Annotated in this window: 14 protein-coding genes; 9 read left to right on the top strand and 5 right to left on the bottom strand. The window is 36.5% G+C overall.

Annotated features, from left to right (window positions below; genetic code table 11):
* From V1L66_RS18000 to opp4C, 9 genes are all read left to right on the top strand, one after another.
* Positions 1-774, top strand: coding sequence for a dihydroorotate dehydrogenase electron transfer subunit (locus V1L66_RS18000; protein ID WP_333006116.1), 774 nt, complete (start codon positions 1-3; stop codon positions 772-774).
* Positions 771-1,682, top strand: a complete 912-nt coding sequence (locus V1L66_RS17995) for a dihydroorotate dehydrogenase (RefSeq protein WP_333006115.1) — start codon at positions 771-773, stop codon at positions 1,680-1,682. The genes V1L66_RS18000 and V1L66_RS17995 overlap by 4 nt, the downstream gene beginning before the upstream one ends.
* Entirely contained in the window at positions 1,682-2,386 is a 705-nt protein-coding gene (gene pyrF, locus V1L66_RS17990) for an orotidine-5'-phosphate decarboxylase (protein WP_036077160.1), read from the top strand. Before V1L66_RS17995 ends, pyrF begins: the two co-directional genes overlap by 1 nt.
* A 3-nt stretch (positions 2,387-2,389) precedes the next feature.
* Positions 2,390-3,019 (top strand): orotate phosphoribosyltransferase, encoded by a 630-nt coding sequence (gene pyrE / locus V1L66_RS17985; protein ID WP_333006113.1) that lies wholly within the window; start codon positions 2,390-2,392, stop codon positions 3,017-3,019.
* Positions 3,020-3,899: 880 nt separating this feature from the next.
* The gene (locus tag V1L66_RS17980) at positions 3,900-4,895 is read left to right on the top strand and encodes an ABC transporter ATP-binding protein (protein ID WP_036077163.1); all 996 of its coding nucleotides are present in this window, start codon (positions 3,900-3,902) and stop codon (positions 4,893-4,895) included.
* 4 nt (positions 4,896-4,899) lie between these two features.
* Positions 4,900-5,889: an ABC transporter ATP-binding protein gene (locus tag V1L66_RS17975; protein ID WP_016994267.1), complete on the top strand. Its 990-nt coding sequence runs from the start codon at positions 4,900-4,902 to the stop codon at positions 5,887-5,889.
* A 53-nt stretch (positions 5,890-5,942) separates the two neighbouring features.
* Positions 5,943-7,676: an oligopeptide ABC transporter substrate-binding protein gene (gene opp4A, locus V1L66_RS17970; RefSeq protein ID WP_036077165.1), complete on the top strand. Its 1,734-nt coding sequence runs from the start codon at positions 5,943-5,945 to the stop codon at positions 7,674-7,676.
* 82 nt (positions 7,677-7,758) lie between these two features.
* Entirely contained in the window at positions 7,759-8,724 is a 966-nt protein-coding gene (gene opp4B, locus V1L66_RS17965) for an oligopeptide ABC transporter permease (RefSeq protein WP_036077167.1), read from the top strand.
* 12 nt (positions 8,725-8,736) lie between these two features.
* Positions 8,737-9,645, top strand: a complete 909-nt coding sequence (gene opp4C, locus V1L66_RS17960; protein WP_036077169.1) for an oligopeptide ABC transporter permease — start codon at positions 8,737-8,739, stop codon at positions 9,643-9,645.
* A gap of 522 nt (positions 9,646-10,167) precedes the next feature.
* Here the strand turns inward: opp4C and V1L66_RS17955 are convergent.
* The 5 genes from V1L66_RS17955 to V1L66_RS17935 all read right to left on the bottom strand — a co-directional run bounded on the left by V1L66_RS17955 (position 10,168) and on the right by V1L66_RS17935 (position 15,809).
* Complete coding sequence (locus V1L66_RS17955) at positions 10,168-11,094, bottom strand: ABC transporter ATP-binding protein (protein ID WP_016994275.1); 927 nt, start codon at positions 11,092-11,094, stop codon at positions 10,168-10,170.
* A complete protein-coding gene (locus V1L66_RS17950) occupies positions 11,087-12,142 on the bottom strand; it encodes an ABC transporter ATP-binding protein (protein WP_036077171.1) in 1,056 nt (351 codons plus the stop codon). The genes V1L66_RS17955 and V1L66_RS17950 overlap by 8 nt, the downstream gene beginning before the upstream one ends.
* Before the next feature lie 13 nt (positions 12,143-12,155).
* Entirely contained in the window at positions 12,156-13,076 is a 921-nt protein-coding gene (locus V1L66_RS17945; RefSeq protein ID WP_016994277.1) for an ABC transporter permease, read from the bottom strand.
* Positions 13,076-14,005 (bottom strand): ABC transporter permease, encoded by a 930-nt coding sequence (locus V1L66_RS17940; protein ID WP_016994279.1) that lies wholly within the window; start codon positions 14,003-14,005, stop codon positions 13,076-13,078. The genes V1L66_RS17945 and V1L66_RS17940 overlap by 1 nt, the downstream gene beginning before the upstream one ends.
* Positions 14,006-14,144: 139 nt before the next feature.
* Entirely contained in the window at positions 14,145-15,809 is a 1,665-nt protein-coding gene (locus V1L66_RS17935; protein ID WP_016994281.1) for a peptide ABC transporter substrate-binding protein, read from the bottom strand.
* Between the last annotated feature and the right edge of the window lie 886 nt (positions 15,810-16,695).

The raw sequence follows: 16,695 nt of genomic DNA, 5'->3' as shown, positions 1-16,695 counted from the left end.
ATGATACGTCAAGAGAAAATGACGGTCGTCTCTCAAAAGCAAATTGCGACAAACATTTTCGAACTGACACTTCATGGTGAACTGGTTCAGGAGATGACTCCTGGCCAGTTTGTCCATGTAAAGGTGTCGGATTCACTGGAGCCGCTTTTACGTCGACCAATTAGTATTGCAAATATTGATCAAGACAACAATGAATTTACGATGATTTATCGTGCCGAGGGGCGTGGTACGAAAGTGTTAGCGACGAATCGTGAGGGGCAACAAGTCGATGTACTTGGCCCAATAGGGAATGGATTTCCAGTAGATGCAGTTCAAGAAGGAGGCACGGCGCTATTAGTTGGAGGTGGTATTGGTGTACCTCCATTACATGAGTTAGCCAAGCAATTGAATGCTCGTGGTGTGAAAACAATCCATGTCCTAGGCTTCCAAACAGAGGATGTCTGCTTTTATGAGGATGAATTTAGTGCACTTGGTGAAACGCATTATGTTACGGTGGATGGCTCGAAAGGTACAAAAGGCTTTGTAACCACGGTTTTAGAGTCGTGTGCTCCTGAATTTGATGTTTTTTATTCCTGTGGACCCTTACCAATGTTAAGAGCATTAGAAGGCTATTACCCTGAAAAAGAGGGCTATTTATCATTTGAAGAACGTATGGGCTGTGGTATTGGAGCTTGCTTTGCATGTGTATGCAAAACAACAGATCAAGTTGAAAAGGACTATGTTAAAGTTTGCTCTGATGGTCCAGTTTTCCCGAAAGGAACGGTGGCACTATGAGTCGTTTAACAATTCAAATACCAGGCTTAGATTTAAAAAACCCTATTATGCCAGCCTCAGGTTGCTTTGGCTTTGGTCGTGAATATGCACAGCTTTATGATTTGTCTAATCTAGGCGCTATCATGATTAAGGCAACAACGGTCGAAACGCGTGCGGGTAACCCTACGCCTCGTGTTGCCGAAACAGCAGCGGGGATGTTAAATGCCATTGGTCTACAAAATCCAGGCATTGAAAAAGTGATGAATGAGGAATTAAAATTTTTAGAGGGTTTTGATGTGCCTATCATCGCCAATGTCGCTGGAACAGAGACAGCAGACTATGTAGAAGTAGCACGCCGTATTTCAACAGCACCAAATGTTAAAGCATTGGAGCTGAATATTTCTTGCCCTAATGTGAAATGTGGTGGTATTCAATTTGGAACAGATCCTGCTACAGCACGTGAGCTTGTAAAGGCAGTAAAGGCTGTGTCAGAAGTGCCAGTCTATGTGAAGCTATCACCAAACGTGACGAACATCGTTGATATTGCCCTAGCTGTTGAAGCAGGTGGAGCAGATGGTATTACGATGATTAATACATTGGTTGGTATGCGATTAGACGAGCGTACAGGTAAGCCAGTCATTGCTAATGGCACAGGTGGACTATCTGGTCCTGCTGTAAAACCTGTAGCAATACGAATGGTTTATGAGGTATACAAGGCCGTCAATATTCCGATAATTGGTATGGGCGGTGTAACAGAAGCGCAGGATGTCATTGATTTTATGTCTGCAGGTGCTTCAGCTGTAGCAGTAGGAACAGCTAACTTTGTTGACCATTTCGTTTGTCCGAACATTATTGAAGAATTACCAGCAAAGCTGGATGCATTAGGTGTAGAACATATAACAGAGATTATTGGAAGGAGCCATCGTTGATGAATACGAAACCTATACTAGCTCTAGATTTTCCAGGAGAAAAAGAAGTATTCGATTTTCTTAAAAAGTTCGATGAGCCTCTTTTCGTGAAAATTGGAATGGAATTATATATGCAAGAAGGACCTGATATCGTACGCAAAGTAAAGGATTTAGGTCATGATATTTTCCTTGATTTAAAATTACATGATATCCCAAATACAGTAGGCTCTGCGATGAAGGGTCTAGCAAAATTAGGGGTAGATTTAGTTAATGTCCATGCTGCAGGCGGACGTCCTATGATGGAAGCTGCTCTAGAAGGACTTGAAGCGGGAACGCCATTAGGCAAAGTACGTCCTGCACTAATAGCCGTTACTCAATTAACATCCACAACAGAAGAACAAATGCAAGCAGAGCAAAAAATTGCTCTTTCATTGCAAGAGTCTGTCCTACACTACGCAGGGCTCACAAAGGAAGCTGGCTTACAAGGTGTTGTTTGCTCTGTCCATGAGGCTAAGGCGATTGCTGAGGCGTGTGGAGATGAATTTCTACGTGTCACACCTGGAATTCGTTTAGCTGGCGGTGCTGCACACGATCAAAAACGTATAGCAACACCTGATGGGGCAAAGCGTGATGGTTCATCACTCATCGTTGTTGGCCGTGCTGTAACAGGTGCACAGGATCCAGTAGCAGCGTATAAAATCGTAAGTGAATTATGGGAGGCATAAATTATGACATTACAAAATAAAATTGCACACGCTATGTTAAAAGTTGGGGCTGTAGAATTAAATCCTACAGAGCTATTTACATGGGCATCTGGTATTAAATCACCTATATACTGTGATACACGTTTAACCATTTCCGATCCAGTTATTCGAAAACAATTAGCAAATGGTTTAGCCTCTGTCATCAAAGAGAACTTCGGTGCGACAGAAATTGTAGCAGGAACAGCTACAGCAGGTATCCCACATGCAGCATGGGTAAGTGATATTTTAGAATTACCAATGGTTTATGTACGCTCGAAAGCGAAGGAGCATGGTCGTGGCAATCAAATTGAAGGAAAATACGCAGCAGGACAAAAAGTAGTGGTTGTGGAGGATATCGTCTCTACAGGTGGCTCTTCCATTACAGCAGTAGAAGCATTGCGTGCAGCAGGCTGTGAGGTGCTTGGCGTTGTATGTGTTTACACATATAATCTTCCACGTGCTGAGCAAGCGTTTGATGAGGCTGGCATCCAATACGTATCGTTAACAAATTTTGATTATCTAATTGAAGCAGCAAATGAATCAGGGGCTATCAAAGAAGAAGATATCCCATTCTTAAAAGAGTGGCATGGAAAATTAAAAGCTGGAGAGCTATAATTAGAAATCTTGTAAAAGTAGTAGTAAAACATAGAGTTACTGGAATATAAAAGAGAGCAAATGCATAGAAACAACTATCGATATTTTTGTTGATAGTTGTTTTTTTGTGTTTTTCATCGTAGTCAAAGGAAAATAAACTTTATTAACTTTTAAGAGAAGTATGGTCTATAGATTAAAGATATTGTAAAAATAATTTATTTTTCTAATGTAATATAAAATACTTTATTTGTTTAGCACTTTAATAAATAAAATTATTCATTAATAATAATTAGGAAAATTTAGTATCATTCTATGAATTAAATAAACAATAAAAATCCTTTTATAATCATGTTTTCCAAATAAAAGTAAATTTTAACGTAGTATGAATAGGTCAATTGAGTAGGTTGTTATTATTTTAGTAAAATAAAAAAATGATACTTTAGGCAAATAAAGTTAAAAATGAACAAATGTTCAGTATGGCAAAACCTAAAGCATCTAATTTAAAATGGTATAGTTGTATGGATTATTTTGTATGTAATATTATGAGAATTGTAAAAATTCACTTGATTAAATGTATTATTTCCAGATAAAATAGCATTACGCCTAATTGTCAGAATATTATATACTGATCCAGTTACTATTACATTTGGAAAATAGGGTCAATTTTATGTAAGGAAGATGTTCTTTTTAAAATTTGATGTTTTTTTTAGCTAATATAATTTTGAAATAGGTTTAACACCTTATGATCTAATTTTTCGGAATATTGGATCTTATGAGGGAATCCAAAAGCTAATTTCTTTTTACATCTTTTACTTAAAGAATACATTTTAGACATATGTTTCTGTTGCTTACATAAAGGATGTAGTGATTTTTAGTAAAAAAATTAAAGGTGTGATATTAAATGAGCTTAATGTTAGAAGTGAAAAACCTTAAAACTGGTTTTGATATAGATGGGGAGATTTATCATGCTGTTGATGATGTTTCTTTTTCAGTCAAATCAGGTCAAATTATTGGGGTAGTTGGGGAATCTGGATGTGGAAAAAGTGTCATGTCCCTTTCAGTTATGCAGCTTCTTCCAAAAGGGATTGGTAAAATTACAGGCGGAGAAATTAAGTTTGAAGGCAAAAACATCGAAAATTATTCTAGCGATGACATGAATAAGATTAGAGGAAAAGATATCAGTATGATTTTCCAAGAACCCATGACATCATTAAATCCCGTTTTTACAATTGGTTCACAAATACAAGAGATTATCTTAAATCACTCTAAAATCTCAAAGGCAGAGGCTAAAAGTAAAGCAATAGACTTATTAAAACAAGTTGGCATACCGAGAGCGGATCAAATTGTTGATGAGTATCCACACCAATTATCTGGTGGTATGAGACAAAGGGTTATGATTGCCATTGCCATTGCATGTCAACCTAAACTATTAATTGCAGATGAACCTACTACGGCTCTTGATGTGACGGTACAAGCTCAAATCCTAGATCTATTAAAGACAATTCAAGCAAAGAATGATATGTCCATCGTGCTTATTACACATGATTTAGGTGTCGTAGCCGAAATGTGTGATGAAGTAATTATCATGTATGCAGGGAAAATTGTAGAAAGAACAAATGTAGATAATTTGTTCCACAACCCTCAGCATCCTTATACAAAGCTATTAATGGCTTCTATACCAAGAATCGATGAAGAAGTTGAAAAGTTAACAACCATTCAAGGGATTGTACCTTCGTTAAAAAATATGCCCCAAATAGGTTGCCGTTTTGTGGATAGATGTCCTTCGGCTATGCCTGACTGTAGCAAGGTTACGCCACAACTTTCCTTCATAGGCGAGGGACATGAGGTATCATGTTTACTTTACGAAAGTTGTGATACAAGAAAGGGTGTGAGCTGACAGTATGAATGAAACAATCGTAAAACAAGAAAAGAATAACTTATTAGAAATTATTGATTTAAAGACATATTACCCAATCAAAGGTGGCTTTTTAAGGCATACTGTCGGTCATGTGAAAGCAGTGGATAATATTTCTTTTACCATTAAAAATGGCGAGACATTAGGGCTAGTGGGAGAATCGGGTTGTGGAAAATCGACAACTGGACGCACAATTTTAAGATTATTAGACGCAACGGATGGAAAAATTATCTTTGATGGTAAAGATATTACAAACCTGAGAGGGAAATCTTTAAGGGATATACGAAAAGATATTCAGATGGTATTCCAAGATCCATACGCCTCATTAAACCCGATGCAAATGGTAGGGAGCATTGTTGCAGAGCCTATTATGAATTTCAGTAATAAATCATTGAAATCATTAAAAGGCGAGGTAATGGAGCTATTAAGAAAAGTAGGCTTACCTGAAGATGCCTATTATAAATATGCTCATGAGTTCTCAGGTGGTCAGCGCCAGCGTATTGGTATTGCTCGGGCACTAGCACTTAGACCAAAGCTTATTATAGCAGATGAGCCTGTTTCAGCCTTAGATGTATCAGTACAATCACAAGTTCTTAATTTATTAAAAGAACTACAGGATGAGTTTGATCTAACATTCCTGTTTATCGCACATGATTTAAGTGTGGTCAAGCATATGAGCGATCGAATTGGCGTGATGTATCTAGGAAATATTGTAGAAATAGCTGATAAGGAACATATTTACGATGAGCCATTACATCCTTATACACAAGCATTGATCTCTGCAATACCAGTGCCAGATCCGAGAAAGAAAAATAGTCGCATTGTTTTAGAGGGAGATATACCGAGTCCTGCTAATCCACCATCAGGCTGTCCATTCCATCCAAGATGTCCAAAGGCAATGGCCGAATGTTCATTATCTAAGCCAGCTTTAAAGGAGGTGAAGTCAGGGCATAGTGTTGCTTGTCATTTATATTAAAAACTAAAACGGAAAATAGTTATTGACAAAAATAAAATTACGGGGGGAAAAAAATGAAAAAATCAGCAATATGGTCATTTATGCTATTGCTAGTTATGGCATTATTTTTAGCTGCATGTAATAATGACGCATCAAAAACAGAGAAGGAAAATGAAAAGGATACAAGCGGGGATACAACGGCAACAACAGATAAACCTTCTACAGAGGGTGGAATCGTAACATTTGGTACAGATGTTGCACCTGAGGGCGTATATGATCCAGCTTATTCAGGTAGTATTGTAGATAGCTATATTCAAAATTTCACAACAGAAGGTATCTATGATGTAAATGATAACTTAGAATATGTTCCTAACTTAGCTTCTTGGGAAATTAGTGAAGATAAATTAACATATACATTTACATTCCAAAAGGGTGTAAAGTGGCATAATGGTGAAGAGTTAACAGTTGACGACTGGGTATTTGCATTAGAGACTCTAGCAGACCCTGATTATGCTGGACCTCGTTTTAATTATGCAGAAGGTATTAAAGGGGCAAAAGCTAAAAAAGAAGGCAAAGCTGATAAAATTGAAGGTATTGAAGTGGTAGATCCACATACAGTAAAAATTACTTTTGAACAAGTGAAAATTAATAATTTAGAACAACTTTGGCAGTATCCAATGCCGAAAAAACATTATGAAGGCATTGCGGTAAAAGATTTAGAGGAATCAAAACAGGTTCGTGAAAATCCTGTTGGCTTAGGGCCTTTTAAAGTGAAAAAGGTTGTAGATGGAGAATATTCTGAATTAGAGCGTTTTGATGATTACTGGAAGGGCAAACCACAGCTTGATGGTGTTATTGTAAAAGTAATCGACCCATCACTAGCAACTGGTGCATTCCAAAACGGAGAAATTGATATTATGGATATTAGACCACAATCCGTAAAAGAATTAGAAGCTTTAGGCAATGTACGTATTGAAGAAACTAATGGTGTGGGCTATTCATACATCGGACTTCGTTTTGGCCACCGTGATAAAGCGGCGTTAAAAAATGTGGCAGATTTTGATAAATTTAATGCAAAAGAATTACGTCAAGCATTATTATATGCAATTAACCGTCCAGCAATGATCGATGCTTTCTTAGAAGGAAAAGCAACAGTTGCCAATACTGTGATTCCAACTACTTTCTGGACTGCTGCACCAGAGTCAGAATTAAATCAATATGAATTCAACCCAGAAAAGGCAAAAGAGCTATTAGCAGCTGCTGGCTATGTTGATAAAGATGGTGATGGTTTTGTCGAAGATCCAAAGGGACAACCATTTAAAATTTCATTTGGACACTATGCAGGTTCAGCAGCATTTGAAGGACGTGCACAAGCAATTGTACAATCTTGGAATGATATTGGTGTAAAAACAGAATTAGCGACAGGTAGTTTAATTGAGTTTAACTTATATAATGATATGAAAGACAATGATGATGCAGCATTAGAAGCATTCTTTGGTGCTTGGAGTATGGGTTCTGATCCAGATCCATCAGGATTATGGGGCAATGATGCAGAGTGGAACTATGGTCGTTGGGTAGATCCGAAAAACCAAGAATTATTAGATAAAGGCTTAAGTGAAGAAGCATTTGACAAAGACAAACGTATGGCAACATATGTTGAATGGCAAAAATACTTCAACGAAGAATTACCTGCACTTCCTTTATGGGAAAACTTAGATTTATATGGTATAAATAATCGTTTACAAGGTGTTCATGTTAACGCTGTTGGCTTCCAAACGGATGTTTATAAATGGCATATTAAAGAATAAGCTTTTCTGTATTTTAATTCTTGCTAACTAAGTCCTTAAAAAGAGGACTTAGTTAGTAAATTTGTAGATAAGGAGACGTTACATGCTTCAATATACACTTCGACGATTACTTGGCATGATCCCATTGTTACTCCTTATTTCGTTGGTGGTATTCTTTTTAGCGAAAATGATGCCAGGAGATGCATTTGCTGGTGAAATTGATCCTTCTAATACGAATCCACAATACATCGAAGAAATGAGAGAAAAATTAGGTTATAACGATCCTATTATCCAGCAATATGGTAGATGGATTGTTAATTTTATGCAAGGGGATTTTGGTAAATCAACTGTTTATAAAAAACCAGCAGTAGAAATTATTGCGCAGCGTATACCTAATACCATATTTTTAGCTCTAACATCGTTAATTTTTACCTACATATTTGCATTTATTATGGGCATGTATGCTGGTAGAAAACCCTATACACTTGGGGACAATTTGATTGCAACGTATAATTATCTAGCTTTAGCCATTCCATCATTTGTTGCGGGAATTGTAGCTATTTACTTTTTCTCGTTCAAGTTAGGTTGGTTCCCATTTAACGGTTCTGTGGGCGTTGGGCTAGAGCCTGGAAATTTGGACTACTATATAAGTAGATTTCACCATGTTTTACTACCTGCGCTTATATTAGGATTAATGGGAACAGCATCCTATACACAATTTTTGCGAAATGACATTATTGAAAATAGTAGAAAAGATTTTGTAAGAACTGCAAGAGCAAAGGGAACAAAAGAATCGAAAATTTATAACAAACATATTTTACGAAATTCTATTATTCCTCTTATTACATTCCTTGGGTTTGATATTGCGACATTAATTAGTGGTGCGGTAATAACAGAAACAATCTTTACTTATCCTGGAATAGGTGCTCTCTTCCTTGAATCTGTTGGAAGAAGGGATTATGCAGTCATGATGTCGATCACAATGTTACTTTCGTTTTTAACACTTTTTGGGAATTTAGTAGCGGATTTATTATATGGTGTAGTAGATCCACGTATTAGATTGGATTAAGGAGGGGGAAATATGACATTGGTAACAGATCAAGAAGTTTTAACGCCAAAATCGCCAAAGAAAAGCCCCTCGCCATGGGTAATTGCGAGACGAAAGTTCTTTAAAAATAAACTAGCCTTGATTAGCCTTATATTTCTACTGTTCGTTATTATCTTATCGTTTTTAGCACCATATATTACAACGAAAGATATTGTTCGAGTTGATTTTACCCAAATAAGTAAACCACCATCTAGTGAAAACTGGTTAGGAACAGATACAAATGGTCGAGATGTGTTTACAAGAATGCTCTATGCTGGTCGATCGTCCTTAACAGTAGGATTAAGCTGTATGTTCTTTATTGTTTTAATTGGAACTACAGTCGGTGCCATTTCAGGGTACTTTGGCGGAAAAATAGATCAAATACTCATGAGATTTACAGATTTTATCTTAATGTTTCCATTTATGATTTTTGTCATTGTTTTAAATCAAATTCTAATTGGAAAAGTATCTGGTCTATGGACTTTGATTTTTGTTATCTCGCTGTTAATGTGGGGATCTGTTGCAAGGATTGTACGAAGTAGGGTGCTTGCTGAAAAGGAAAATGAGTATATATTAGCAGCTCAATCAATTGGCTGTAAATCATCAAAGATCATTATCAGGCATTTACTACCTAATGTTGCTTCGACGATTATTGTACAAGCAACGTTGCTGATGGCTGTAACAATCGTTGCTGAATCGGGTTTAAGCTTTTTAGGGTTGGGTGTACCAGCAGATACACCAAGTTGGGGAAATATGCTGTCCGAAGCTAGAAACTCAGAGGTATTAAAGGAGAAGCTTTGGATGTGGGTGCCTCCTGCGACAGCTATTACACTAGTAATTTTGTCCATTAATTTTATCGGAGAAGGATTAAAGGATGCATTAAATCCAAAATCTAGAAGGTAATCATAAAATGGATATCTAATATGTAACAAGAAAATAGGGCACCTTTAAATGTAAAAGTAATCACATTTAAAGGTGCCGAATTTTATAAAGGATAATCGTTTAATACATAGTAATATTGATTGTCATTACAAAATAGAGACTTGAAAAGAATGTTTTGAGAGCAACTATTATGGTCTAATCACACAAGGCTTTGGACTGTGGCATGGACCTGGATAGGCAGATGCTGTAGAAGAACCAACACTAATTAATAAGATTGTAAAACAACATGTAGCAAGAAGAAGTTTCATACTTTTTTTCATTGGAATACACTCCTTTATTTGTGTTAACTCAATCATAATATATTCCCTAAATTATTTAAACTAATTTTACAAAAATGGTATTTATTAACTATATTTGAAAGAGTGAGGGGAATTATAGTCGTAAGTTTAGTTAGGTTTACACTGATGGGGATATTGGGTAATAAAGAAGTAAATTAAAAAACTCCCATCACAGTAGTTATACTGTCGACAGGAGTTATAGGCTTTATCGATTAGCAACCCAAGTTTTTACTAGATCAGCAGTACCATAAACATAATGCTGGTCACCAACTTCATGGTAAGTTGCACTTTCGTCAACCTCTGTATGCTTGTACTGAATACGTTGACGGCGCTTCTCTGACATTGGATCAGGAAGTGGGATAGCTGATAGTAAAGATTTTGTATACGGATGAACAGGGTGATTGTAGATATCATCTGCCTTACCGATTTCCATGATTTTACCACGGTACATTACAGCAATACGGTCACTGATGTATTTTACCATAGATAAGTCATGGGCAATGAAAAGATAGGTTAAGCCACGTTCTTTTTGTAGTTGTTTTAGTAAGTTAACAACTTGGGCTTGAATGGATACGTCTAGCGCAGAGATTGGCTCATCGGCAATGATAAACTTAGGATCTAAGCTTAATGCACGGGCAATCCCAATACGTTGACGTTGACCACCTGAGAATTCGTGTGCGTAACGATTCGCGTGCTCTTTGTTTAAACCAACAGCTTCAAGTAACTCTTGGATTTTCGCACGACGTTCCTTTTTATCCTTGTATAGGCCATGAATATCAAAGGCTTCACCAATGATCTCCCCAGCTGTCATACGAGGGTTTAAAGAAGCATAAGGATCTTGGAAAATCATTTGCATTTGACGGTTAAATTTCTTTAACTCATTTTTTGATTTTTTTCCATGGACATTTTCACCATCGAAAACAATCTCACCGCCTGTAATATCATATAATCGAATGATTGAACGACCAGTTGTTGACTTACCACAACCAGATTCACCCACAAGACCAAGTGTTTCACCTTCGTAAACATCGAAGCTGATACCATCTACAGCTTTGATAGGATTACTTGGCGAACCAAAATGCTGCTTTAAATTTTTGATTTCAAGAATTTTTTTCGCACCAGTTTTAGTCATTTTCTTGTGCCTCCTTTGCTAAATACCCTTCAATACGTTTAGCAACCGCATCTGGAAGAGGAATCTTTGGTGCATCAGGATGCAACAACCAAGTCTTTGCAAAATGAGTTTCACTTACTTGGAACATTGGTGGCTCTTGTTCATAATCAATCGCCATAGCATACTCGTTACGAGCTGCAAATGCATCACCCTTAGGTGGATTCGTAAGATCCGGCGGTGAGCCTGGAATCGTACGTAATAGCTCATCAGTATCATTATCTAAATCAGGCATTGAACCAAGTAGACCCCATGTGTAAGGATGCTTTGGATTATAGAAAATATCATTTACAGTACCGTATTCTACGATTTGGCCAGCGTACATTACTGCTACACGGTCAGCGATATTCGCCACTACACCTAAATCGTGTGTAATGAAAATGATAGATGTTTTCGAGTTTTTCTGAATTTCTTTCATTAATTCTAAAATTTGCGCTTGAATTGTTACGTCTAGAGCTGTTGTTGGCTCATCGGCAATTAGTAGCTTAGGATCAGCTGCAAGGGCAATGGCAATAACAACACGTTGACGCATACCACCTGAAAACTCATGTGGGTATTGGTTATAGCGTTTTTCAGGGAAGGGGATACCTACCTGTGTTAAAAGCTCAATCGCACGTTTTTTTGCTTCGTCTTTAGAAACTTTTTTGTGTTGCAAAATTACTTCAGTTATTTGACGTCCGACCTTCATCGTTGGATTCAAACTTGTCATTGGATCTTGGAAAATCATAGCAATTTCATTTCCGCGTACTTTAGACATTTCTTTATCAGTTAATGGAACTAAATCACGGCCATTGAATAAAATTTGTCCTGACTCATAAATACCAGGTGGCTGGGGAATTAGTTTCATTAGCGCATTACTCGTAACACTTTTACCAGAACCAGATTCACCTACTATAGCGAGTGTTTCACCCTCCTTTAAATCAAAGTTAACACCACGTACAGCACGGACAAGCCCTGCATAAGTTTTAAAATTAATTCTTAAATCTTTTACTTCTAGAATTTTTTTACTCATTTCGGCCACCTCCTTATTTACGTAGTTTTGGATCTAGAGCATCACGTAAGCCGTCACCAACTGCGTTAAACGCAAAGATTGTTAGTGAAATAAATACTGCTGGGAAAATCAAACGCCATGGAGCATTGGCAATGGCTTTATTTCCTTCAGAGGCCATTGTACCCCAAGAAGCTGTTGGAGCAGGAACCCCAAGACCTAGGTAACTTAGGAATGATTCAGTGAAAATAGCAGATGGAATTGTTAACGTCATCGTTACTAAAATTGCACCAAGAGCATTCGGAACTAAATGTTTAATGATTAAATGGCCTGTACTAGCACCTAATGTACGAGCAGCAAGAACATATTCTTGGTTTTTAATAGATAATACTTCCCCACGAACGATACGTGCCATGTTTATCCATCCAGTGATAGAAAGGGCAATAATCATTGGGATTAAACCAGGTTGCATAACAACTAATAGTACGATTACAACTAATAGATAAGGTACTGCTGTTAAAACGTCTGCAATACGCATCATGATGTTATCGACACGACCACCTGCTAAACCAGAAATACTTCCCCAAATAACACCGATAATTAAGTCAATAATCGCTGCAGCAATTCCGATAAATAGGGAAATACGAGCGCCTTCCCAAATACGAACGAAAATATCACGACCAAGATCATCCGTTCCAAACCAAAATTGAGCAGATGGTGGTGCATTGTAAACACCTAGCTGATCACTTGCTTTGTATTGAGAAAAAATTGGTACAAACGTAGCCATTAAAATAACAATGATTAAAATAATTATCCCAATGATGGCCATTTTGTTATGAGAGAAACGGAGAAATACTTCTTTCCAAAAGGAGACTGATTTATCAGCTAATTTTTCCGTTGCTTCATGATTTCCACCAACAATTTTAAACTTATCTTTTTCAATTTGTTGCTGTGTCATTATTTTTTCGCTCCTTTCAGTTTAATACGCGGATCAATCACACTATAAAGAATATCAACGATTAATACCGCAAATAAAAGGATGATAGAGTAGAACACTGTCGTACCCATAATGACTGTATAGTCACGGTTTGTAATACTTTGAACGAAGTGTTTACCAAGTCCAGGAATAGCGAAAATTTGCTCAACAATGAAACTACCTGTTACAACACCAGCTGTTAATGGACCAAGGTATGTTACGACTGGTAGAAGGGCATTTCGTAAAGTATGTCGGAATACGATCGTCCATTTTCCTATCCCTTTTGCACGAGCCATTTTTACATAGTCACTATTGTTTTGCTCAAGCATACTTGAACGTGTTAACTTTGCGATAAAGCCCATGTGTGAGAAAGCGATTGCAAAGGCAGGTAATATACTATAAACAAAGCCTTTCCATCCACTAATTGGGAACCAACCTAACTTATAGGCTAAGAAATACTGCATTAAACCAGCTAAGATAAATGAAGGTACTGATATAAATAGCACCGCAAAGGACGTTGCCAAATAATCCGGGAACTTATTATGATATAGCGCGGAAACTACGCCAATTAAAATACCCAATCCAACTGCAAGTAGCATAGCCTCAATCCCTAATGTTAAAGAAACAGGGAAACTTTCAGAAATCATATCATTTGTAGAACGCGCTTTATATTTCATTGACTCACCGAAATTGAAAGTGGCCGTATCGATTAAATAATCTTTATATTGTATATACCAAGGGTTATTTAATCCATACGTTTCGTTTAACTTCTCCTCGATTTGAGGTGGGAAATTACGTTCACTCGCGAAAGGACTACCAGGAGCGAGACGCATTAAGAAAAACGTAACCGTTACGATGACGAAAAGCGCGAGAAGTATATACATCAGCCTTTTCAAAATATATTTAATCACATAAAACTCCTCCTTCTATTTGTCAATTTTCAGACAAATAAATGCCTTCGTATTTTAAAAAGAGCTGACTCGCGCCGTAGTGGCTACGAGGCAGCTCTTGCTGTAGAGCTAAAAAAGCAAGATAAAATAATATAAATAATTATTTTTCTTCTACTACAACCTCTTTAAGTGGAATGTTACCAAGAACATCTGCATGCATGTTTTTCACGTTATCTTGTACTACAGAAAGGTTAGTGTAGTAGTAGATAGGTGCAACAGGTAAATCAGTCATGATAACTGACTCTGCTTGTTTTAAAAGCTCAAGACGTTTAGCAGGATCAGTTTCTAGGTTAGATTGATCTAATAACTTTTTATATTCTGGGTTTTCCCAACCAGTATCGTTGTTACCGTTTGCAGCAGTATCATAGATTTCTAAGAATGTATAAGCATCATTATAGTCACCAGTCCAGCCTAGACGTCCAGCTTGGTAGTCTAATTGATTAAGTTTCTCTAGGTAAACTTGCCATTCAGAGTTATCAAGACCTACCTTAATACCAAGGTTTTTCGTCCAGCCCTCTTGAATAAATTGAGCGATAGCAGCATGTGCTTCACTAGTATTGAATGAAATGTTTACAGTGATTTCAGATGGATCTTTAATACCAAGTTCTTTCATACCAGCTTCAAGTGCAGCTTTTGCACCTTCAATATCGTTATCTTTGAAGTAACCACGGTCTTCTTCAAAACCACTAACTGCGATTGGCACCATACCTAATGCAGGTTTTTGCTCACCTTTAGTAATATTGTCAATTAAACCTTGACGATCGATTGCTAGAGTTAACGCTTTACGAATGTTAGCGTTTCCAGTAAATTTATCTTTTGTATTTAGTTTATAGACATATACAGAAGCTTGGTCAGCAATATTTAATGAACCATCAGCTTTAAATCCTTCAATTGAATCAAGTGCAACAGATTGGTATGGAGCACCAAGATAGTCAATTTCGCCAGCTTTAAACATTGTAGCAGCAGTTGTTTCAGATTCAACCATACCGATATTAATTGTCTCTAAAGAAACTTTATCTGCATCCCAGTATTCTGGGTTTTTCTTTAATACGATTGCGTCGTTGTGTCTCCATTCATTTAAAGTGAATGGTCCGTTTGTTACATAGTCATCACCAGCATCAGTGTACCACTCATCATTACCTTCAATTGCTTTTTGATTTAACGGAGCATATGTTTTGAATGCTGTTAATTCTAAGAAGTAAGGTGTTGGGTTTTCTAACGTTACGACTAATGTTTTGTCATCTTCTGCTTTAACACCTACGTCATCAGCAGAACCTTCACCGTTGTTATACGCTGCAGCACCTTTAATTGGGTAAAAAATAGAAGCATACTCTGAAAGATTATCTGGGTTTAGTGCCCATTTCCATGCATATTCAAAGTCCTTTGCCGTTACTGGATCTCCATTTGACCATTTATTATCACGGATTGTGAATGTGTAAGTTTTTTGGTCTTCGCTAATTGTCCAGTCAGAAGCAGCAGCAGCAACTGGTTTTGAATCTGCATCTAGCGTTGTTAAATTTTCAAATATGTTTGTAAGAATAGCACTAGAAGTTGTATCAGTTGCTAATCCTGGATGTAATGATGGTGGCTCAGAAGTTACTACTAAGTTTAGTTCACCACCTGATGAAGCAGTTTCAGATGAACCTGAATCTTTTCCATCGTCTTTTGATTTTTCAGACGAATCTCCGCCGAAGCCACATGCAGCAAGTACTAAAGAAAATACTGCAAGGACAGTTAGTAATAAAAACTTTTTGTTTTTATTCATGTGAATCCCCCTTATACAATTTTTAAGCCTTTTGTGAAGCTCCTATTTAATATACCAAAAAAATCATTGTGTACAAAATAAAAAAGATTCGAATTTATATAGTATTATCTGACATTTAGGAGAATAATAAATTTTTCCGATTTATCACACTAAAGAGGCAAAGTGTATATATAATAAGAATTTGATATTTACTTATTCTGAATATCAAAAATAAAGTAAAAATAAAAAAATGATTTACTATACGGAAAATTCCTATTTTTTTGATAATATTATCGATATTTGAAAAATGAATCTAAAGTCATAGATGTAATACCTTGAGGAATTTGTATAGATTTGTAGAAAATCTATGTAAAACTCAGTGAATTAGTTTCTTTTACAGGTAATTTCTTGTAATTTATGATCGCGAAACATGAATATTTTTATCTATTAATGATATATAAGAAACTTGTTTTGTATTTTTCTAAGATTATCCATTTGTAGGGAAGAAAAAGAAAAAAATGAGCATTTGTATGAAAAAAGGTACCCATACTAAGAAAAAAATGGATTTAGTGAGAAGCTAGTTTACGAGATTAAGTTTTATTGAAATAATTTTTGACCTAGATGTGTATACATGCATATATGCAGCTAGTCACTGTTTTATTCATCAGTCAAAAAATAAACGGAATGCTTCGTTTTGTCCTGTATTCTTCCAAAGAGAACCGTTTTAATAATATTGTTTTTTTGAGGATGTCATTTGTCTTACTGAAGAGGATTGATAATGCAAATAATTACTAAAAATCTGTTTATTCATCAAATGAAACCGTTATCAATAGCTATTCAGAAGGAAATTCTTCCACTATTCAAATGTGTTACATGAAAAAATATAAAAAAACAGTGCATCCACATG

This window comes from Lysinibacillus sp. IITD104 (genome assembly GCF_036698265.2).
Taxonomy (GTDB): domain Bacteria; phylum Bacillota; class Bacilli; order Bacillales_A; family Planococcaceae; genus Lysinibacillus; species Lysinibacillus boronitolerans.
This window is presented reverse-complemented; position numbering and strand designations above follow the sequence as displayed.